The organism is Leucobacter komagatae (assembly GCF_000834055.1).
GTDB lineage: Bacteria > Actinomycetota > Actinomycetes > Actinomycetales > Microbacteriaceae > Leucobacter > Leucobacter komagatae_A.
Map to the genome: position 1 here is coordinate 78,901 of NZ_JXSQ01000013.1, position 19,060 is coordinate 97,960.

At 64.1% G+C, this 19,060-nt stretch carries 28 protein-coding genes; 2 read left to right on the forward strand and 26 right to left on the reverse strand.

Annotation, left to right across the window (positions count from 1 at the left end):
• Nucleotides 1-24: 24 nt before the first annotated feature.
• The 23 genes from SD72_RS10475 to trmB all read right to left on the reverse strand — a co-directional run bounded on the left by SD72_RS10475 (nucleotide 25) and on the right by trmB (nucleotide 12,816).
• Complete coding sequence (locus tag SD72_RS10475) at nucleotides 25-603, reverse strand: adenylate kinase (RefSeq protein ID WP_042544397.1); 579 nt, start codon at nucleotides 601-603, stop codon at nucleotides 25-27.
• The gene (secY, locus tag SD72_RS10480) at nucleotides 600-1,925 is read right to left on the reverse strand and encodes a preprotein translocase subunit SecY (protein WP_042544398.1); all 1,326 of its coding nucleotides are present in this window, start codon (nucleotides 1,923-1,925) and stop codon (nucleotides 600-602) included. The genes SD72_RS10475 and secY overlap by 4 nt, the downstream gene beginning before the upstream one ends.
• Before the next feature lie 152 nt (nucleotides 1,926-2,077).
• A complete protein-coding gene (rplO, locus tag SD72_RS10485; protein WP_042544399.1) occupies nucleotides 2,078-2,539 on the reverse strand; it encodes a 50S ribosomal protein L15 in 462 nt (153 codons plus the stop codon).
• Complete coding sequence (rpmD, locus tag SD72_RS10490; RefSeq protein WP_042544400.1) at nucleotides 2,536-2,724, reverse strand: 50S ribosomal protein L30; 189 nt, start codon at nucleotides 2,722-2,724, stop codon at nucleotides 2,536-2,538. Before rpmD ends, rplO begins: the two co-directional genes overlap by 4 nt.
• A complete protein-coding gene (gene rpsE / locus SD72_RS10495) occupies nucleotides 2,724-3,434 on the reverse strand; it encodes a 30S ribosomal protein S5 (protein WP_042544401.1) in 711 nt (236 codons plus the stop codon). Before rpsE ends, rpmD begins: the two co-directional genes overlap by 1 nt.
• Nucleotides 3,431-3,805 carry a 50S ribosomal protein L18 gene (rplR, locus tag SD72_RS10500; RefSeq protein ID WP_042544402.1) on the reverse strand — a complete coding sequence of 125 codons (375 nt, stop codon included), beginning with the start codon at nucleotides 3,803-3,805 and terminating at the stop codon, nucleotides 3,431-3,433. Before rplR ends, rpsE begins: the two co-directional genes overlap by 4 nt.
• Nucleotides 3,806-3,807: 2 nt before the next feature.
• Nucleotides 3,808-4,344, reverse strand: a complete 537-nt coding sequence (gene rplF / locus SD72_RS10505) for a 50S ribosomal protein L6 (RefSeq protein ID WP_042544403.1) — start codon at nucleotides 4,342-4,344, stop codon at nucleotides 3,808-3,810.
• Nucleotides 4,345-4,350: 6 nt separating this feature from the next.
• Nucleotides 4,351-4,749, reverse strand: coding sequence for a 30S ribosomal protein S8 (gene rpsH, locus SD72_RS10510; RefSeq protein WP_042544404.1), 399 nt, complete (start codon nucleotides 4,747-4,749; stop codon nucleotides 4,351-4,353).
• A 114-nt stretch (nucleotides 4,750-4,863) separates the two neighbouring features.
• Complete coding sequence (rplE, locus tag SD72_RS10515; RefSeq protein WP_042544405.1) at nucleotides 4,864-5,442, reverse strand: 50S ribosomal protein L5; 579 nt, start codon at nucleotides 5,440-5,442, stop codon at nucleotides 4,864-4,866.
• A complete protein-coding gene (gene rplX, locus SD72_RS10520; RefSeq protein ID WP_042544406.1) occupies nucleotides 5,442-5,804 on the reverse strand; it encodes a 50S ribosomal protein L24 in 363 nt (120 codons plus the stop codon). Before rplX ends, rplE begins: the two co-directional genes overlap by 1 nt.
• A gap of 4 nt (nucleotides 5,805-5,808) precedes the next feature.
• On the reverse strand, nucleotides 5,809-6,177 hold the full coding sequence (gene rplN, locus SD72_RS10525) for a 50S ribosomal protein L14 (protein ID WP_042544407.1): 369 nt from the start codon (nucleotides 6,175-6,177) through the stop codon (nucleotides 5,809-5,811).
• A gap of 31 nt (nucleotides 6,178-6,208) precedes the next feature.
• Entirely contained in the window at nucleotides 6,209-6,481 is a 273-nt protein-coding gene (rpsQ, locus tag SD72_RS10530) for a 30S ribosomal protein S17 (protein ID WP_042544408.1), read from the reverse strand.
• Nucleotides 6,482-6,483: 2 nt separating this feature from the next.
• Nucleotides 6,484-6,804 (reverse strand): 50S ribosomal protein L29, encoded by a 321-nt coding sequence (gene rpmC / locus SD72_RS18475; RefSeq protein ID WP_042544409.1) that lies wholly within the window; start codon nucleotides 6,802-6,804, stop codon nucleotides 6,484-6,486.
• Nucleotides 6,804-7,223 carry a 50S ribosomal protein L16 gene (rplP, locus tag SD72_RS10540; protein ID WP_042544410.1) on the reverse strand — a complete coding sequence of 140 codons (420 nt, stop codon included), beginning with the start codon at nucleotides 7,221-7,223 and terminating at the stop codon, nucleotides 6,804-6,806. The genes rpmC and rplP overlap by 1 nt, the downstream gene beginning before the upstream one ends.
• 2 nt (nucleotides 7,224-7,225) lie before the next feature.
• Nucleotides 7,226-7,984: a 30S ribosomal protein S3 gene (rpsC, locus tag SD72_RS10545; protein WP_042544411.1), complete on the reverse strand. Its 759-nt coding sequence runs from the start codon at nucleotides 7,982-7,984 to the stop codon at nucleotides 7,226-7,228.
• Nucleotides 7,985-7,987: 3 nt separating this feature from the next.
• Complete coding sequence (gene rplV, locus SD72_RS10550) at nucleotides 7,988-8,368, reverse strand: 50S ribosomal protein L22 (protein WP_042544412.1); 381 nt, start codon at nucleotides 8,366-8,368, stop codon at nucleotides 7,988-7,990.
• Between the two features lie 26 nt (nucleotides 8,369-8,394).
• On the reverse strand, nucleotides 8,395-8,676 hold the full coding sequence (gene rpsS / locus SD72_RS10555; protein WP_025133706.1) for a 30S ribosomal protein S19: 282 nt from the start codon (nucleotides 8,674-8,676) through the stop codon (nucleotides 8,395-8,397).
• Nucleotides 8,677-8,698: 22 nt separating this feature from the next.
• Nucleotides 8,699-9,535 carry a 50S ribosomal protein L2 gene (rplB, locus tag SD72_RS10560; RefSeq protein WP_042544413.1) on the reverse strand — a complete coding sequence of 279 codons (837 nt, stop codon included), beginning with the start codon at nucleotides 9,533-9,535 and terminating at the stop codon, nucleotides 8,699-8,701.
• 22 nt (nucleotides 9,536-9,557) lie between these two features.
• Nucleotides 9,558-9,860, reverse strand: a complete 303-nt coding sequence (rplW, locus tag SD72_RS10565; RefSeq protein WP_042544414.1) for a 50S ribosomal protein L23 — start codon at nucleotides 9,858-9,860, stop codon at nucleotides 9,558-9,560.
• Nucleotides 9,857-10,510, reverse strand: a complete 654-nt coding sequence (rplD, locus tag SD72_RS10570; protein WP_042544415.1) for a 50S ribosomal protein L4 — start codon at nucleotides 10,508-10,510, stop codon at nucleotides 9,857-9,859. Before rplD ends, rplW begins: the two co-directional genes overlap by 4 nt.
• Before the next feature lie 3 nt (nucleotides 10,511-10,513).
• Nucleotides 10,514-11,167, reverse strand: coding sequence for a 50S ribosomal protein L3 (rplC, locus tag SD72_RS10575; protein WP_042544416.1), 654 nt, complete (start codon nucleotides 11,165-11,167; stop codon nucleotides 10,514-10,516).
• A gap of 14 nt (nucleotides 11,168-11,181) precedes the next feature.
• Entirely contained in the window at nucleotides 11,182-11,490 is a 309-nt protein-coding gene (rpsJ, locus tag SD72_RS10580; protein WP_010156393.1) for a 30S ribosomal protein S10, read from the reverse strand.
• 588 nt (nucleotides 11,491-12,078) lie between these two features.
• Nucleotides 12,079-12,816 carry a tRNA (guanosine(46)-N7)-methyltransferase TrmB gene (gene trmB, locus SD72_RS10590; protein ID WP_042544418.1) on the reverse strand — a complete coding sequence of 246 codons (738 nt, stop codon included), beginning with the start codon at nucleotides 12,814-12,816 and terminating at the stop codon, nucleotides 12,079-12,081.
• A 159-nt stretch (nucleotides 12,817-12,975) separates the two neighbouring features.
• Here trmB and aroQ point away from each other — a divergent pair, with 159 nt between their 5' ends.
• Nucleotides 12,976-13,440, forward strand: a complete 465-nt coding sequence (gene aroQ / locus SD72_RS10595) for a type II 3-dehydroquinate dehydratase (protein ID WP_232299725.1) — start codon at nucleotides 12,976-12,978, stop codon at nucleotides 13,438-13,440.
• A 15-nt stretch (nucleotides 13,441-13,455) separates the two neighbouring features.
• Here aroQ and SD72_RS10600 read toward each other — a convergent pair whose 3' ends face one another.
• Entirely contained in the window at nucleotides 13,456-14,367 is a 912-nt protein-coding gene (locus SD72_RS10600; protein ID WP_420038427.1) for a CPBP family glutamic-type intramembrane protease, read from the reverse strand.
• Complete coding sequence (locus SD72_RS10605) at nucleotides 14,367-15,083, reverse strand: hypothetical protein (protein WP_042544420.1); 717 nt, start codon at nucleotides 15,081-15,083, stop codon at nucleotides 14,367-14,369. The genes SD72_RS10600 and SD72_RS10605 overlap by 1 nt, the downstream gene beginning before the upstream one ends.
• A 198-nt stretch (nucleotides 15,084-15,281) precedes the next feature.
• Here SD72_RS10605 and SD72_RS10610 point away from each other — a divergent pair, with 198 nt between their 5' ends.
• Nucleotides 15,282-17,693 carry an ATP-binding cassette domain-containing protein gene (locus tag SD72_RS10610; protein ID WP_042544421.1) on the forward strand — a complete coding sequence of 804 codons (2,412 nt, stop codon included), beginning with the start codon at nucleotides 15,282-15,284 and terminating at the stop codon, nucleotides 17,691-17,693.
• A gap of 185 nt (nucleotides 17,694-17,878) precedes the next feature.
• Here the strand turns inward: SD72_RS10610 and SD72_RS10615 are convergent, their stop codons facing one another.
• Nucleotides 17,879-18,463 carry a hypothetical protein gene (locus tag SD72_RS10615; RefSeq protein WP_157000541.1) on the reverse strand — a complete coding sequence of 195 codons (585 nt, stop codon included), beginning with the start codon at nucleotides 18,461-18,463 and terminating at the stop codon, nucleotides 17,879-17,881.
• Nucleotides 18,464-19,060: the final 597 nt, after the last annotated feature.

Here is a 19,060-nt window from a genome sequence, read left to right on the forward strand (position 1 = left end):
GCAGCAGGCCACGTCTGGCCACGGCTAGCGACCCAGCTTTGCGCTCAGCGCGCCGGCGATCCGCTCAGCAACCTCATCGATACCGCCAAGGCCATCAACGCTCACCAGGATGCCACGAGCAGTGAAGAGCGCAATGAGCGGCTCCGTCTGCTGCGCATAGATCTCCTGGCGATGACGAATAACCTCTTCGGTGTCGTCTGCTCGCCCTTCGATCTCCGCGCGCTTGAGCAGCCGTGCAACAACCGCATCGGTGTCAGCTTCGAGGAGTACGACTGCGTCGAGCGAGTCACCCTCGAGCATGCCGTCGAGCGCCTCAACCTGCTCGACGTTGCGTGGGTAGCCGTCGAGGAGGAAGCCGGTAGCGGCATCTTCCTGCAGCAGGCGATCCTGGACGATCTCGTTGGTAAGCGTGTCTGGGACAAGCTCACCCGCTTCGATGATCGCCTGGACACGCTGGCCGAGCTCCGTGCCACCCTTGATGTTGGCGCGGAAGATATCGCCCGTGGAGATCGCTGGGACCCCGTAGGTCTCGGCGATCTTTGCCGCTTGGGTGCCCTTGCCCGCACCTGGCGGGCCGATGATGAGGAGACGAGTTACTGTCACTTGAGAAGTCCTTCGTAGTGGCGCTGCTGCAGCTGTGCGTCGATCTGCTTCACCGTCTCAAGACCAACGCCGACAATAATGAGGATCGACGCGCCGCCGAACGGGAAGTTCTGGTTGGCGCCGAAGAACGAGAGTGCCACGAGCGGAAGCAACGCGATCACACCGAGGTAGAGCGAGCCGGCGCTGGTGATACGCGTCAGCACGTAGTTCAAGTACTCTGCGGTCGGGCGCCCTGCACGAATGCCTGGGATGAAGCCCGAGTACTTCTTCATGTTGTCTGCGACCTCTTCAGGGTTGAAGGTGATCTGCACGTAGAAGAAGGTGAAGCCGATGACCAAGAGGAAGAACACCAGCATGTACAGCGGCTGGTCGCCGTAGACGAGGTTGTTCTGGATCCAGACAACCCAAGCTGCCGGCTCTTCGCCCGCCTTCGGCTGGTTGAAGTTCGCGAGCAACATCGGGAGGTACAGGATCGCGGAGGCGAAGATCACGGGGATAACGCCGGCCATGTTGACCTTGATCGGGATGTACGTGCTCGACCCACCGTAGGTACGGCGGCCAACCACTCGCTTCGCGTACTGCACCGGGATACGGCGCTGCGATTGCTCAACGAACACGACCGCACCAATGACGACCATGCCGACGAGAATCACGAAGAAGAAGACCTCCCAGCCGCGCTCTTCCTTGATGACCCAGAGGGCACCGGGGAAGGTGGCTGCAATAGAGGTGAAGATGAGGAGCGACATACCGTTGCCGACGCCACGCTCGGTGATGAGCTCACCGAACCACATGATGAGGCCGGTACCGGCGGTCATCGTGATGATCATGATGAGGATTGCCCACCATTCCTGGGCGACGAGGTTCTGGCATGCCTGGTTCGCCAGCGAACCGAAGAGCTGCCCTGAGCGAGCCACAGTGATGAGCGTCGTCGACTGGAGGATCGCGAGTGCGATCGTCAGGTAACGCGTGTACTGCGTGAGCTTCGCCTGACCTGCCTGACCCTCCTTGTGGAGCGTCTCGAAGTGCGGGATGACCACGCGCAGCAGCTGCGTGATGATCGACGCCGTAATGTACGGCATGATGCCGAGGGCGAAGATCGAAAGCTGCAGGAGGGCGCCGCCGCTGAACAAGTTAACCATGTCGTACAGCCCGGCCGTGCCCGTGTTCGCATTCGATGCGAGACAGACCTGCACGTTGTTGAAGTCAACAAAGGGCGTAGGTACGAAGGAACCGAGTCGGAAGAGTGCGACGATTCCGAGTGTGAAAACGATCTTCCGACGGAGGTCGGGGGTACGGAAGATCCGTCCAATGGCGCTGAACAAAACTTAGCCTCCTGGATAGTTCGCCGGCGATCTCCGGCGAGGAGCAACTAGACCAGCCTACACGGGTGGAGCGTGCTGGAATACGAAAAAAGGGAGGTGCGGGAAACCAACGGGTCCCCACACCCCCCCTTCACTCGAGCAAAGCTCGAATGTTACTTCACTTCTCCGCCAGCGGCGACGATCTTCTGCTCAGCTGAGCTGGAGACCTTGTCGACCTGTACGGAGAGCTTGACCTTGAGGTCACCGTTGCCCAGCACCTTGACGGGCTGGTTCTTACGGACGGCACCCTTTGCGACGAGATCCTCGATCGTGACGTCGCCACCCTTGGGGTACAGCTCCTCGAGCTTTGCGACGTTCACCACCTGGTACTCGGTGCGGAACGGGTTCTTGAACCCGCGCAGCTTCGGGGTGCGCATGTGCAGCGGCATCTGGCCGCCTTCGAAGCCAGCGCGGACCTGGTAGCGCGCCTTGGTGCCCTTGGTGCCGCGGCCTGCGGTCTTACCCTTGGATCCCTCACCGCGACCCACACGGGTCTTCGCCTTCTTCGAGCCGGGAGCCGGGCGAAGGTGGTGTGCCTTCAGCACGGCGCCGCGCTCTTCGTTGTTCTCGCTCATTCGTCGATCTCCTCAACCTGGACCAGGTGAGCGACCGCACGGACGTAGCCGCGGTTTGCCAGGGTGTCCTCGCGAACGACCGACTGGCCGATCTTGCGGAGACCGAGGCTGCGCAGCGTGTCACGCTGGTTCTGCTTCTCACTGATCACGGACTTCGTCTGCGTAATCTTCAGGCTCTTAGCCATTACGCACCTGCCTTTGCCTTCGAGGCAGCGTCGGCCGCAGCCTTCGCCTCAGCGCGCACGAGGCGAGCCGGAGCGACGCGGTCGAAGTCAAGGCCGCGGCGAGCTGCGACGGAGCGGGGCTCCTCGAGCTGCTGCAGTGCCTCAACGGTCGCATGCACGATGTTCAGGGTGTTCGACGAACCGAGCGACTTGCTCAGCACGTCGTGGATGCCAGCGCACTCGAGTACGGCGCGCACTGGGCCACCGGCGATAACACCGGTACCTGCTGCTGCCGGACGGAGCAGTACGACGCCGGCTGCGGCCTCGCCCTGCACCGGGTGCGGGATCGTGCTGCCGACGCGAGGCACGCGGAAGAAGTTCTTCTTTGCCTCTTCGACGCCCTTCGAGATTGCGAGGGGAACTTCCTTCGCCTTCCCGTAGCCGACGCCGACGGTGCCGTTGCCATCGCCAACCACGACAAGCGCGGTGAAGCTGAAGCGACGGCCGCCCTTGACGACCTTCGAGACACGGTTGATGGTTACGACGCGCTCGAGGAACTGGCTTTCAGCCCGCTCCCCACGGCCACCGCGCTCGCCACGGGTGCCGCGGTCGCGGCTTCCACGACGCTGCTCGCGAGGCTCGTTGCGGTGATCGCTGTTCTGCACCTCTGCGGCCGGAGCCTGGGTCTGTGCTTCAGCAGTCACTTCCTGCTCCTTCGTTTCGTTGCTCACAGCGTCAGCCCTCCCTCGCGAGCGCCGTCGGCGATCGCAGCGACACGGCCTGCGTACTTGCTGCCGCCACGGTCGAAGACGACCGCTTCTACGCCAGCGCTCTTTGCGCGCTCAGCTACAAGCTCGCCGACCTTGCGGGCCTTAGCGGTCTTGTCGCCGTCGAACGCACGAAGATCAGCTTCCATCGTCGACGCGGAAGCCAGAGTGTGGCCCTTCGAGTCGTCGATGACCTGAACGAATACGTGGCGTGCCGATCGGGTGACTGCGAGACGCGGACGCATCTCGGTGCCGACGATCTTCTTGCGCAGGCGGGCGTGGCGGCGAACTCGCGCAGCCGAACGACCCTTTGCACGGGTGATGTTAGCGGCCATGGTTACTTACCAGCCTTTCCAGCCTTGCGGCGAACAACCTCGTCAGCGTAACGAATGCCCTTGCCCTTGTAGGGCTCCGGCTTCTTCAGCTTGCGGATGTTTGCGGCGGCCTCACCAACAGCCTGCTTGGAGATGCCGCTGACGGTGATCTTAGTGGCACCCTCGACTGCGAGCTGGATGCCCTCAGGAGCGTCGAAGTTGACCGGGTGTGAGAAGCCGAGCTGGAGCTCGAGGCCCTGGCCCTTCTGCTGCACGCGGTAACCGGTACCAACAACCTCGAGCGACTTTGCGTAGCCTTCGGTCACACCAATGATGTTGTTGTGAATGAGCGTGCGGCTGAGGCCGTGCAGCGCTCGTGATTCGCGCTCGTCGTTGGGGCGGGTGACCAGGATCTGGCCCTCCTCAACTGCGACGCGAATGGGCTCTGCGACGACGAGCGACAGCTCGCCCTTCGAACCCTTAACGGTGACCTTCTGGCCATCGATCTTGACATCTACACCACCGGGAACGGTGATGGGAAGCTTTCCAATACGTGACATAGCGAATTACCACACGTAGGCGAGAACTTCTCCGCCCACGCCCTTCTGCTCAGCCTCGCGGTCAGTAAGAAGACCGGAGGAGGTGGACAGGATCGCGATGCCGAGGCCGCCGAGCACGCTCGGGATCTCAGTCGAGCCTGCGTACACACGGAGGCCCGGCTTCGAAACGCGCTTGAGGCCCTCGATCGAGGTCTCGCGGTTCGGGCCGTACTTCAGCGTCATGGTGAGGGTCGTTCCGACGCGTGCCGGCTCAACCTTCCAGTCGCTGATGTAACCCTCGCGCTTGAGGATCTCGGCGATCCGCTCCTTCAGCTTTGAGCCGGGAAGCGAAACGTCGTCATGATGTGCGCCATTAGCATTGCGCAACCGGGTAAGCATGTCTGCTACCGGATCAGTCATCGTCATGATTGACTCTTTCTTTTTCTCGCCTGGTTTCACGCCCTGTTACACAGAGCGCGACCTGGGTGACACGCGAACGGGGTGCCCGGGGAAACCGGGCACCCTGTCCGCTTGGACTATTTAGTTGTTCGTCTGGAACGGGAAGCCGAGCGCCTTCAGCAGCGCGCGACCCTCGTCGTCAGTCTTGGCGGTGGTGACAATGGTGATGTCAAAACCACGCACGCGGTCAATCTTATCCTGATCGATCTCATGGAACACACTCTGCTCGGTCAAACCGAACGTGTAGTTTCCTGCGCCGTCGAACTGCTGGTCCGAAAGACCGCGGAAATCGCGGATACGGGGCAGTGCGAGGTTCACGAGACGGTCAAGGAATTCCCACGCGCGATCGCCACGAAGCGTGACGTGTGCGCCAATGGCCTGTCCCTCGCGCAGCTTGAACTGTGCGATGGACTTGCGTGCAAGGGTGACCTTCGGCTTCTGGCCGGTGATCAGTACGAGGTCGGCAATTGCGCCCTCGATGACCTTGCTGTCGCGAGCCGCCTCGCCAACGCCAGTGTTCACAACGATCTTCACGAGACCGGGAACCTGCATGACGTTGCCGTATGCGAACTCTTCACGGAGTGCCGGGACGATATCGTCGCGGTACTTCTGCTTCAAGCGAGGCTGGATTTTGCCAGCCGCCACAGCAGCTTCAGACATTAGAGGTCCTTCCCCGACGACTTCGCGTAACGTACGCGAACCGTCTTCTTCTTGCCGTCCTTCTCAACCTCTTCGACGCGGAAGCCAACGCGAGTCGGCTTCTTAGTCGAGGGGTCAACAACAGCAACGTTCGACACGTGGATTGGAGCCTCGACGGTCTCGATGCCACCCTCCTTCGTACCGCGGTCGGACTGGCCGACGCGGACGTGCTTGGTGACGTAGTTCACACCTTCAACGACCAGGCGGTCGGTTTCGGTGATTACTTCGAGGACGCGTCCCTGCTTGCCGCGGTAGCCACCGCGCTCCTGGGTCGGGCCCGAGATGACCTCTACGAGGTCACCCTTCTTGATCTTTGCAGCCATAGGACTAGATCACCTCCGGTGCGAGCGAGACGATCTTCATGAACTTCTTATCGCGAAGCTCACGACCAACCGGTCCGAAGATACGGGTGCCGCGAGGCTCCCCGTCTGCCTTCAGGATGACGGCGGCGTTTTCGTCGAAGCTGATGTACGAACCGTCAATGCGACGGGTCGACTTGCGGGTACGAACGATGACGGCCTTGACGACCTCACCCTTCTTGACGTTGCCACCGGGGATTGCGTCCTTGACGGTCGCAACGATGGTATCGCCGAGACCTGCATAGCGACGCCCTGAGCCCCCGAGGACACGGATTGTGAGCAACTCCTTGGCGCCGGTGTTATCGGCAACCTTGAGTCGGGATTCCTGCTGAATCACTTGCTTACTCCTTCACTCAGTAAGCCGAGGCTTACTTCGCCTTCTCGAGGATCTCGACCAGACGCCAGCGCTTGGAAGCGCTCAGCGGACGGGTCTCGTGGATGAGAACGAGATCGCCGATACCGGCGGTGTTCTGCTCGTCGTGGGCCTTCACCTTCGATGAGCGACGCATCACCTTGCCGTACAGCGGGTGCTTCACGCGATCTTCGACCTCAACGGTGATGGTCTTATCCATCTTGTCGCTGACGACGTAGCCACGGCGCGCCTTGCGATACGGTCGCTGTTCCTTCTCGACCTCAGCCATTCCTAGGCCTCCTTCGTCTCAGCGGCGGCGGGCGCCTGCTCTGTCTTCTTGGTGGACGCCTTCTTCGCAGAAGACTTCTTCGCTGGTGCCTCAGCAACCGGGGCTACCCGAATGCCGAGCTCACGCTCGCGGAGCACGGTGTAGATGCGAGCAATGTCGCGCTTCACCTGACGTACGCGCCCGTGGTTCTCAAGCTGGCCTGTGGCCGACTGGAAACGCAGGTTGAAGAGCTCGGCCTTGGCCTTCTTCAGCTCCTCCGCGAGACGCTCGTTTTCGAAGCTGTCAAGCTCAGTGACAGCCAGTTCCTTGGTTCCGATCGCCATTACGCGTCACCCTCCTCGCGCTTAATAATGCGGGCCTTGAGGGGCAGCTTGTGGATCGCACGGGTAAGTGCCTCACGCGCAAGCTCCTCATCGACACCGGCGACCTCAAAGAGGACGCGGCCCGGCTTGACATTCGCAACCCACCACTCGGGCGAACCCTTACCGGAACCCATGCGGGTTTCGGCAGGCTTCTTCGTGAGCGGACGGTCGGGGTAGATGTTGATCCACACCTTGCCACCACGCTTGATGTGACGGGTCATCGCGATACGAGCGGACTCGATCTGACGGTTCGTCACGTAAGCGGGGGTCAGTGCCTGGATACCGAACTCGCCGAAGGCGACCTTGGTTCCACCCTTTGCCTGGCCGCTACGGCCGGGGTGATGCTGCTTGCGGTACTTGACTCGACGGGGAATCAGCATAGTTACTTCTCCGCTCCTGCTGCAGCGGGTGCAGCCTCAGCCTGCGCGCCACGGGGCGCACGGCGGCGATCGCCACGCTCACGAGACGGCTTCTGGTTAGCCTGCTCGCGAGCAAGCTCCTTGTTCGTGAGGTCGCCCTTGTAGATCCAGACCTTCACGCCGATACGGCCGAAGGTGGTCTTTGCCTCGTAGAAGCCGTAGTCGATGTTCGCACGAAGCGTGTGCAGCGGCACACGACCCTCGCGGTAGAACTCCGAACGGCTCATCTCGGCGCCGCCAAGGCGGCCTGAGACCTGAATACGTACGCCCTTGGCACCAGCGCGCTGTGCGCCCTGGAGACCCTTGCGCATCGCACGACGGAACGCCACACGAGCAGCGAGCTGCTCGGCGATGCCCTGTGCGACGAGCTGAGCGTCAGCCTCGGGGTTCTTGACCTCGAGGATGTTCAGCTGGATCTGCTTGCCGGTGAGCTTCTCGAGGTCAGCGCGAATACGCTCAGCCTCTGCTCCACGGCGGCCGATGACAATACCCGGACGAGCCGTGTGAATGTCTACGCGGACGCGGTCGCGGGTGCGCTCGATCTCGACACGCGAGACACCGGCGCGGTCCAGCTGGACCTGCAGGTGCTGACGGATCTTGATGTCCTCGGCGAGGTAGTCAGCGTAACGCTGGCCCTTCTTCGTCGAGTCCGAGAACCAACGCGACACGTGGTCGGTGGTAATCCCGAGGCGGAAGCCGTAGGGATGAATCTTCTGGCCCATTCCTTAGGCTCCCTTCTTGGCAGCAGCAAGCTCATCTGCGGTCTGAAGTACGACCGTGATGTGGCTGGTCCGCTTGTTGATACGGAACGCGCGGCCCTGTGCACGGGGGCGGAAACGCTTGAGCGTTGCACCCTCGTCGACAAAGGCGCGAGCAATGACGAGCTCGTCCTCGTTGAGGCGCAGGTTCTCGGCGTCAGCCTTCACACGTGCGTTCGCGATCGCCGAAGCGACAAGCTTGAACACGGGCTCAGCGGCAGCCTGCGGGGCGAACTTCAGGATGGCAAGTGCCTCCTGTGCGTTCTTCCCACGAACCAGGTCAACGACACGACGGGCCTTCTGGGGGGTAATGCGGATATGACGCACGCGTGCGATCGATTCCACCATTTCTCTCTCCTCCTTCACGTCCCCGCTTAGCGGCGACGGCCCTTCTTGTCGTCCTTCACGTGGCCACGGAAGGTACGAGTCGGGGCGAACTCGCCCAGCTTGTGTCCAACCATGGTTTCGGTGACGAATACGGGGATGTGCTTCCGACCGTCGTGCACCGCGATGGTGTGTCCCAGCATTGCGGGGATAATCATCGAACGGCGCGACCAGGTCTTGATCACGTTTTTGGTGCCAGCTTCGTTCTGGACAACCACCTTGTTCAGCAGGTGGTTATCGACGAAGGGGCCCTTCTTGAGACTACGAGGCATCTTCTATTCTCCTACCCGCCGACTAGCGCTTCTTGCCAACGTTACGGCGGCGCACAATGAGCTTGTCGCTTTCCTTGTTCGGACGGCGCGTACGGCCTTCCTTCTGGCCCCAGGGGCTAACCGGGTGACGGCCACCCGAGGTGCGGCCTTCGCCACCACCGTGGGGGTGATCCACCGGGTTCATGACGACACCACGCACGGTCGGGCGGACGCCCTTCCAGCGCATACGGCCGGCCTTACCCCAGTTGATGTTCGACTGCTCGGCGTTGCCGACCTCGCCGATGGTCGCGCGGCAGCGCGCATCGACGTTGCGGATCTCGCCCGAGGGGAGACGCAGCTGAGCGTAGGGGCCATCCTTCGCCACGAGGCGAACCGAGGAACCTGCGGAACGAGCGAGCTTCGCTCCCCCGCCTGGCTTCAGTTCGATCGCGTGAATGACGGTACCGGTGGGGATGTTCTTCAGCGGGAGGTTGTTACCCGGCTTGATATCCGCGCCAGCGCCGGACTCGACGATGTCGCCCTGCTTCAGCTTGTTCGGAGCAATGATGTAACGCTTTGCGCCGTCCTCGAAGTGCAGCAGCGCAATGCGCGCCGTGCGGTTCGGGTCGTACTCGATGTGAGCTACGCGTGCGTTTACGCCGTCCTTGTCATTACGACGGAAGTCGATGACACGGTACTGGCGCTTGTGGCCACCGCCGATGTGGCGAGTGGTGATGCGGCCCTGGTTGTTGCGGCCACCCGTCTTCGGGAGCGGGCGAAGCAGCGACTTCTCAGGCGTGGAGCGCGTGATCTCAGCGAAATCAGCAACGCTCGACCCGCGACGACCCGGGGTCGTCGGCTTGTACTTGCGAATTGCCATGTTGTGTTCCTTTTCGCCCCTTCTACAGCGCAGCCGTGAAGATGTCGATGGAGCCCGACTTCAGCGTGACGATGGCGCGCTTGGTGTCCTTGCGCTTGCCGAGGCCATACTTCGTGCGGCGGGTCTTGCCCTTGCGGTTCAGCGTGTTGATCGAAGCGACCTTCACGTTGAACACCTGCTCGATAGCGAACTTGATCTCAGTCTTCGAAGCGGTCGGAGCTACCTCGAAGGTGTACTGACCGTTTGCGTCGATGAGACCGTAGCTCTTCTCAGAGACGATCGGGCGGATGATGACGTCGTGCGCGATCTTGTTGTCAATGCTCACTTCGTGTCCTCCTTAGCGGCGCGACCGGCGACGAAGCCGTCGAAGGCCGCCTTAGTGAAGACGAGATCGTCACTGACGATAACGTCGTAGGCGTTGAGCTGATCCTGGAACAGCACGTGTACACCCGGCAGGTTCCGGACGCTCAGAGCGGTGAGCTCATCCTCGCGGTCGATCACGACGAGCACGCGGTTGCCCGGTGCGACCTGCGCGAGGAAATCGCGCGCGGCCTTCGTGCTGGGCTTGTCGGCGATGCCGAAGCCCTCGACAACGTGCAGGCGGTTCGCGCGAGCGCGATCCGAAAGCACACCGGTGAGCGCAGCAGCGATCATCTTCTTGGGGGTGCGCTGCGAGTAATCGCGGGGCACGGGCCCGTGGACGATGCCGCCACCGCGGTGCTGCGGCATGCGGACCGAGCCCTGGCGTGCACGGCCAGTGCCCTTCTGCTTGAACGGCTTGACGCCGGAACCCGAGCGCTCGCCACGGGTCTTGGTCTTGTGCGTACCCTGACGGGCAGCTGCAAGCTGTGCCGTGACCACCTGGTGGATCAGCGGAACGTTGGTCTCAACGGCGAAGATAGCCTCGGGAAGGTCAACCGACCCAGCCTTCTTGCCCTTCGCGTCAAAAACCTCGAGCTTGGTAGCGGTAGCCATGAACTACGCCCCCTTCACTGCGTTGCGGACGAAAACGAGACGACCACGCGCACCAGGAACAGCACCCTTCACGAGGATGAGTCCCTTCTCCGCGTCAATCGCCTGCACGGTGAGGTTCTGTACGGTGACACGATCCCCGCCCATACGGCCGGCCATCTTCTTACCGCGGAACACGCGACCGGGGGTCGCTGCGCCGCCGATGGAGCCAGGCTTACGGTGGTTACGGTGCGCACCGTGCGATGCCTTAGCGCCGCCGAAGTTGTGACGCTTCATAACGCCCGCGAAGCCCTTGCCCTTCGAGGTGCCAACGACGTCGATCTTCTGACCGGCTTCGAAAGCGCCATCGATGGTGAGCTCCTGGCCGAGGCTGTAGTCAGCCGCGTCCGAGGTGCGGACCTCAGTGATGTGGCGGCGCGGCGTAACGCCGGCCTTCTCGAAGTGACCAGCTGAAGGCTGGTTCACCTTGCGGGGATCGATCTGACCCGCGGCGATCTGCACGGCGCTGTAGCCGTCGACCTCGGGGGTACGGATCTGAGTGACAACGTTCGGTGCCACCTCGATGACGGTAACGGGAACGACCTTGCCGTCCTCGTCCCATACCTGAGTCATGCCGAGCTTGGTGCCCAGGAGACCCTTCACATTACGTACTGCAGTCATGTCTGGATCCCCCCTTAGAGCTTGATCTCGATGTTGACATCGGCCGGGAGATCGAGACGCATGAGCGAATCGACGGCCTTCGGGGTGGGATCGACGATGTCGATCAGGCGCTTGTGCGTGCGCTTTTCAAAGTGCTCGCGGCTGTCCTTGTACTTGTGTGGCGAACGGATCACTGCGATCACGTTCTTCTCCGTGGGGAGCGGCACTGGGCCGATCACGGTTGCTCCAGCGCGGGTGACCGTGTCAACGATCTTGCGCGCCGAGCTATCAATGACCTCGTGGTCATACGACTTGAGTCGAATGCGGATCTTCTGTCCCGCCATGACATCTCTACTTTCTACTTGCGTCTTACTCCCGGCTTGTGGCCGACAGCATTGGACGTCTTGCGTACCAGCGCCCTTGGCAGACGGACGCCTCACGGCGTCTTGTGCTGGGTCTCTGTTCACCTGTCAATTTCCGCACGCGAAAAACGGCCGGACTTGCGTCTGGCCGCCCTGAGGCGTGCAGTGGTGTTCGCTGCCCGCGGCCTCACCGACCCGGAAACCCGAGTGGCAATGCACAACCTGGCAGTGATCCGCATGCACGGAGTACTGAACCTGTCTATTCTGACACAGGGATTCCCGCGGTGCAACCCGGGCGTGTCGCGATCCGCGCGTCGTCGCCGCCTGGTGCTCTCGGGCTCGCGGGACGGGCTCCCAGCCGGGTACCGAGCCGGGCTCCCAGCCGGGTACCGAGCCGGGCTCCGAGCCGCCTGCACTGGACCAGAGATCCGCAGAAGAAAGGGCACAACACGCGAATCGCGTCCTTGCTATCGCGGATCCAAGAGTTATCGCCGCAACAGGCGGCTCAGCGGCTGACCTGCACGGGTCGGCGCGGCAGGCACACGCCAGTCGCCGCACGCTACCCGGTCGTTAAACCCTGCGATAGGAAAGGTCGCGGATCGCGCGCCCCTTCTCAATGCCCTTGTTTTCGAAGGCGGTGAGCACGCGCCCCTCGAAGCGTTCTGCCCACTCCCCCTCGAAGTCCCGTTCGAAGCCGGGCGCCTCGTCCATCACGACGCGCATGTGGTCCGCGTAGTTCTGCCAGTCTGTTCCGAGCCGCAGCACCCCACCGGGCTGCAATACCCGATGCGCGATACGCGCAAAGTCCGCACTGATGAGACGGCGCTTGTGGTGCTTCGCCTTCTTCCACGGGTCAGGGAAGAACACCCAGATCTCCGCGACCGAACCCTCGGGGAGGTAGTGCTCGAGGAGCTCCGGTGCATTCACCTCGGCCAAGCGAAGATTCTCGAGCCCGGCATCGGCAGCGCGAATCACTGTCCGAGCGAGACCCGCACGAAACACCTCCACCGCAATGAAGTTCGTCTCGGGCCGCTCCGCTGCCGCTGAGAGAATCTGGTGACCCTGCCCCGATCCGACCTCGACGATGAGCTCAGCCTCACGCCCGAAGATCTCGGCGGGGTTGCCGTGCTGTCCTGCAGCGACGCTCGTCGCAGCAGGACCGTGTTCGATCTCGAGGAGGAAATCGCCGCGGGACTCCTCCCAAGCGCGCTCCTGTGAGGGCGTCATGCGCCCGCTGCGCCGCACAAATGAGACGGGCTTGTCACGGAAGGTAGTCGGGTCAAAGGCTCTGCGAGGCTGGTCAGTCACCCGACAACGGTATCCGTGCGCCCCCGAGAGTGCAATTGCTGGGCTTCCGCGCTCGTGCCCGGCGCGCTCACGCCCGGCGCGCTCCGCCCGAAGCCCTGCAGCACCCACACGCCGAAGTATCCCCGGCACCGTGGCACGCGGCACTACGATAGGTGAAACATGACGCGATCAAGGGAGTGTGCCGAGATGAAGCGGATACTGCTAGTAAACGGACCCAACCTCAACCTGCTCGGCACCCGCGAGCCAGAGATCTACGGGAGCGACACGCTCGTCGACGTTGAGCGGCTCGTCGTCCGGGTCGCAAAGGAATACGGCATCGATGTGCGTGCTGTGCAGTCGAACCACGAGGGCGTCATCATCGACGCGATCCACGAGGCCCGCCACGACTGCTCCGCGATCATCATCAATCCCGGCGGACTGACGCACACCTCGGTTGTGCTCAGAGACGCGCTCGCTGGAGTGCCGCTGCCGTTCGCCGAGATCCACTTGTCAAACGTGTTCGCGCGCGAGGAGTTCAGGCACCATTCCTTCGTTTCTGCCCTGGCCGAGTTCGTGATCACCGGCGCGGGAATTCAGGGCTACGAGTTCGCGGTGCGCAGGATCGCGGCCCTGCTCGCGCGTTAACCGTGTCAGCAGCCGCTACGGAGCGGTGGGAAACACGTTGAACAGCGCCGGGTTGTGCGCGTGCACGAGCACCGCGAACACGACCGCGTCAAACAACAGGTGCACCGTCACGACGTAGCCGAGCGAGCGCGTGCGCAGGAAGATGAAGCCCTGCACGAGCGCGAACGGGATCGTGAGCGCCGGCCCCCACGCCCGGTACCCGAGCTCCCAGAGGAACGCGACGAACACGACCGCCTGCAGCGCGTCCGCGATCCACGTGGGGAAGTGCCGCAGCATCACCGCGAAGACCGTGCAGATGAAGAAGAGCTCGTCCCAGATCCCGACCGCGCCGACGCCGACGAAGAGCCGTGCAATGAGATCCGGCGTATCCACCTCGGGCCAGTTCGCATAGACGCCCGATGAGATGAAGTAGTACGGCAGGATCAGCCACCCGAGCACGAGCACGCCCCCAAGCCATCCCCAGTGCAGCGCGCCCCACTTTCGGCGCGGCTGCCCAGCCTCACGCTCCCCAAGCCAGGGGAAGCCGGTCGCCCGGTCGCGGTACAGGAACCGGGAGACGAGGTATGGCACAAGCACGGCACCGCCGAGCGCGAGGGTGAACCGCAGCATTGCGAGGTTGTCGAGCTCGGCGGCGAGCGGGATCGTGCGGATGATCACGAGGCCGAGCGCCACGAGTGACAGGTCGCGCGTGAGCGACGGCGCAGCGGCGGAGCCTCCGGTGGCCAGCGCGGCACGGGGCGGGCGGATCGGTACCCCGGCAACGCGATCCGCTCCCCACGCGAACCCGAGCCCAGCCACGAGCAATCCGAAGCCAAGCCAGGGCAGCTCTGCAACGAAGAACGCGGGCGCGGCAAGCACGGTGAGCAGCGCGGCCGCGAGGTGCAGCGCCCGCGGCGGCCCCACTGGCTTCGATGCCTGGCTGGTGATCACGGCTCCAGCGTAGCCAATCCCTCTCCGAGCCCAGCGGCAGCCCCGGGTCGCACGCCCCACGCGACTAGCGCCGCCAGGCCGATCACCAGCAGCAACGCACCCGCCCACCAGGTGCCGATGACCAGCAGTCCAGGGATGATCACCGTCAGCAGCGCCGTCACCAGGCCAAGCACCGCCGCAACGATGGCGGCGGAGCGCAGACCCGCGGCGAGGCACACGGCGATGAGCAGCGTGATGCCCACGATTGTCCAGCCCAGGAGCTCGAGCCCCACCGTCCCCGACAGTGCTCCTGCGACGAGCAGCAGCGCCGGCAGGGCAATGAGGATCGCGCAGAGCATCCGCCACGGAAGGGATCCGGCGAGGGCGAAGCCGCGCGCCACGCGCCACGGCACGAGAGCCGCGACCCACGCAAGAACAGCAACCGGGACGAGCAGGAAGGCCGTGTCGGTTCCCCCGAGCACCGCACCCGCGGTGAGCACGACCGCGACACCGAGCGCGGTGCGCGTGCGCACGCTCGCGGGCACCGCAAGCGGGACCAGGGTGAGTGCGGCGATCGCGATACCGACGGCACCTACGGCCACGGACACGGACAGCCGCGCGATCAGCACCGCGCTGAGTACCCCGAGGGCGCACACGGCGACCTGGAGTGCGAGGCTGGCGCGGCGCGCGCGGAGATCCGCGGCGGGCGCCTGGTCACTCCGAGCATCGGTCACGCCCCCAGGTTAGCCGCAGCCGCCGACATCCGGGGAATTCCGAGTCACGTTCCGCGGCGACCCGCAACGATCCGCAGCGCCGGGTCAGCGCGGCGGGGCCAGGCGTGCACGGCGGAGCAGCCGCTCGCGGGGCGGCGGCGCTCAGGCCGCGAACAAACCTGTGCAGTGAGTGTCGGCCGTCCACACTACGATTTGCGTATGAGCAATCAGGCAGCGATCCACCCCGCCGATGCACACGACCGCATCCGCGTCTACGGCGCACGCGAGAACAACCTCAAAGACGTGAGCGTCGAGCTGCCGAAGCGCCGGCTCACCGCGTTCACCGGCGTCTCAGGCTCGGGCAAGAGCTCGCTCGTGTTCGCGACCATCGCCGCCGAGTCTCAACGCCTCATCAACGAGACCTACTCGACGTTCGTGCAGGGGTTCATGCCGACGCTCGCCCGGCCAGACGTCGACCTCCTCGACGGCGTCACGACCGCGATCCTCGTCGACCAGCAGCGCATGGGCGCGGATCCACGATCCACCGTCGGCACCGCGACCGACGCGAACGCGATGCTCCGCATCCTGTTCAGCCGCCTCGGCACCCCGCACATCGGCACCGCGAAGGCGTTCTCCTTCAACGTCGCCTCAGTCTCGGGCGCGGGCGCAGTCACGCTCGAAAAGGGCGGCCGCACGACGAAGGAGCGGCGATCCTTCAACGTCGTCGGCGGCATGTGCCCGCGCTGCGAGGGCCGCGGCCAGGTGAGCGACTTCGACCTCACCGCACTCTACGACGCGTCGAAGACGCTCAACGAGGGCGCGCTCACCATCCCCGGCTACTCGATGGACGGCTGGTACGGCCGCGTCTACGGCGGCAGCGGCTTCTTCAGCCCAGACACCCCAATCAAGGACTTCACCGAGAAAGAACTCGACGCGCTGCTCTACAAGGAGCCGACGAAGATCAAGGTCGACGGCATCAACATCACCTATGAGGGGCTCATTCCGCGCATCCAGAAGTCGATGCTCTCGAAAGATCGGGAGGCGATGCAGCCGCACATCCGCGCCTTCGTCGACCGCGCGATCGCGTTCGACACGTGCCCAGAGTGCGAGGGAACCCGCCTCACCGCACTCGCCCGCTCCTCGAAGATCAAGGGCATCTCGATCGCTGACGCGTGCAAGATGCAGATCTCGGACCTCGCCGCCTGGGTCGCCGACCTCGAGGAACCATCGGTCGCACCACTGCTCGAGGGGCTGCGCGGCACGCTCGAATCGTTCGTCGATATCGGCCTCGGCTACCTCTCGCTCGACCGCCCGGCAGGCACGCTCTCCGGCGGTGAATCGCAGCGCACGAAGATGATCCGCCACCTCGGCTCCAGCCTCACCGACGTGACCTACATCTTCGACGAGCCCTCCATCGGGCTGCACCCACACGACATCCAGCGCATGAACGCGCTGCTGCTGCAGCTGCGGGACAAGGGGAACACCGTGCTTGTCGTCGAGCACAAGCCCGAGATGATCCGCATTGCCGATCACGTCGTTGACCTCGGGCCAGCCGCCGGATCAGGCGGCGGCGAGATCTGCTACGAGGGAACCGTCGCGGGGCTCGAAGCCTCAGACACCGTCACCGGCAGGCACCTCAACGACCGGGCTGCGCTCAAGGAAACCGTGCGCGAGGCGACCGGCGCGATCGAAGTGCGTGGGGCCTCCCTGAACAACCTCCAGGACGTCGACGTCGACGTGCCGCTCGGCGTGCTCTGCGCGGTGACGGGCGTCGCGGGCTCGGGGAAGTCGTCGCTCATCCACGGCTACGTGTCGAAGCGCGAGGGCGTCATCGCGGTGGATCAATCCCCCATCAAGGGATCCCGCCGGTCGAACCCGGCGACCTACACGGGCGTGCTCGACCCGATCCGCACCGCGTTTGCGAAAGCGAACGGTGTGAAGCCAGCGCTCTTCTCCGCGAACTCGGAGGGCGCCTGCCCCGTGTGCAGGGGCGCGGGCGTCATCTACACCGACCTCGTGATGATGGCAGGCGTCGCGACGCCATGCGACGAGTGCGAGGGGCGGCGCTACCAGGCCGACGTGCTCCAGTACGAGCTGGGTGGTGACGGTGACGGTGCTGGTGAGGGCGCTGGCAAGAACATCGCCGAGGTGCTGGAGATGTCGATCGCGGAGGCGCACGACTTCTTCGCCGGGACCTCCCCCGCCGGCGCGAGCGCGAAGGTTCCGAAGGCCGCGAAGATCCTCTCGCGACTCGTCGACGTTGGCGTCGGCTACCTCACACTCGGGCAGCCACTCACGACGCTCTCGGGCGGCGAGCGGCAGCGCGTGAAGCTCGCGATCGCGATGAGTGAAGACGCCGGCGTCTACGTGCTCGACGAGCCAACCACGGGGCTCCACCTCGCCGACGTCGAGCAGCTCCTCGGGGTGCTCGACCAGCTCGTCGACTCGGGGAAGAGTGTCGTCGTCATCGAGCACCACCAGGCCGTCATGGCGCACGCCGACTGGATCATCGACATCGGCCCAGGCGCTGGCCAGGATGGCGGCCGCGTCGTGTTTGAGGGAACGCCGCGCGACCTCGTCGCTGCCCGCTCGACCCTCACGGGCGAGCACCTCGCCGACTACGTGAGCTAGGGCCGGCCTAACCCGCGCCGGCCTAACCCGGGCCGGCCCCGACCCCGCCTGCCCGGCCCCGGCCCCGCCCGGCCCCGCCCGCCACCCGCCCGGAGTTGGCAGTTGTTGTCACTTGAGCGTCCTCCTGGCGACAACTACTGCCGACTCCGCAACGGTGATCCCTGGGTGAGCTCGACTGGAGAGGGCTACACCGAACGCCTCACTCTCCGCACGATCTCCTCGCTGTTCCTGTGCAACATGTCTGCGGTCACCCTGACGATGCTCCAGCCTGTCTCCGCGTACCCCTGATACTTTTCGATGTCGCGGTTCCACTGCTGCCGGTCAACGCGGTGGTGTTCGCTCTCGTATTCAATGGCGACCTTGGCGTCGGGATAGGCGAGCTCGCTGCGTCCGAGGAGCCTGCCTCGTTCGTCCCGCACCTCGAAGTCGAGTGTGGGTTCAGGCAAGCCAGCCGCAGTCAGCAGCAACCTCAGCCGAGTCTCAGGCGGCGACGCGCTACCGACCCGGATCTGAGCAAGGGCTCTTCGCAGTAGCGGCGCGCCGGGACGCCCACGGGCGTTGGCCGCTTCCTCAAGCTCTGCCAGGCTCCCCAGCGAAGGTGGGCGGGGGTGTGTCCCCTTGGAGCGCGGGGCAAACACGATTGCGTCGCCAAGCACCACGAGCTCCTCCACGCTGAGCCGACGGGCGAGCATGGCCCAGGTTGTCGCTGGGCTGGTCACTCGGAGCCCACCGACCGTCTCGACGGAAGCAAGCCACGGTCGGATCTGCACCCCGCGGACGCCCCGAGCCCTAGGGGCCCGTTCAGGAAACAGTCGGGCTACCTCAATCGCCTGCCGGGGTTCGATTGTCGCGGACAGGCCAAACACCGTAGCCGCTGTGAGCCCACAGAAAAAGGAATCCTCGCTCGCGGCGATACGGTACAGCCGAGCACGCTCGAGGTGTTCAGCTCGTCGGACCGAAAGTGGGTGGCCCCGGCTTGCATGCTGAAGGCTCGTTCGCCAACGGTCTGGTCCGGCTGGCACGGCCTGGGTGAGCGCGAAGTCGCGACGCCGGCGCACGCCGCGAAACGGGGCTTCAAGGTCGGAATGTCGCAGTCGTCTCGGGGACACACCCGCATCGATTGCATCGGACCAGAGGAAGGTGTCTCCAAGTTCCGGCGGTATCTCACGTTTCGGGGTACTCATGGCACCCAGCTTTATCGGAGTTGCCCGCGTCGCACTGAACCGGTTTCGCACTGTGGAGAACTCTGCTGCGCCTTCAACAGGCCGCGGCTGCACGCCGAGACGCTTCGGCGCAGCTCATCCCTCCGTGAGTTGGCAGTTGTTGTCGGTTGCTGCGGGCTGAAGCGACAACAACTGCCAACTCTG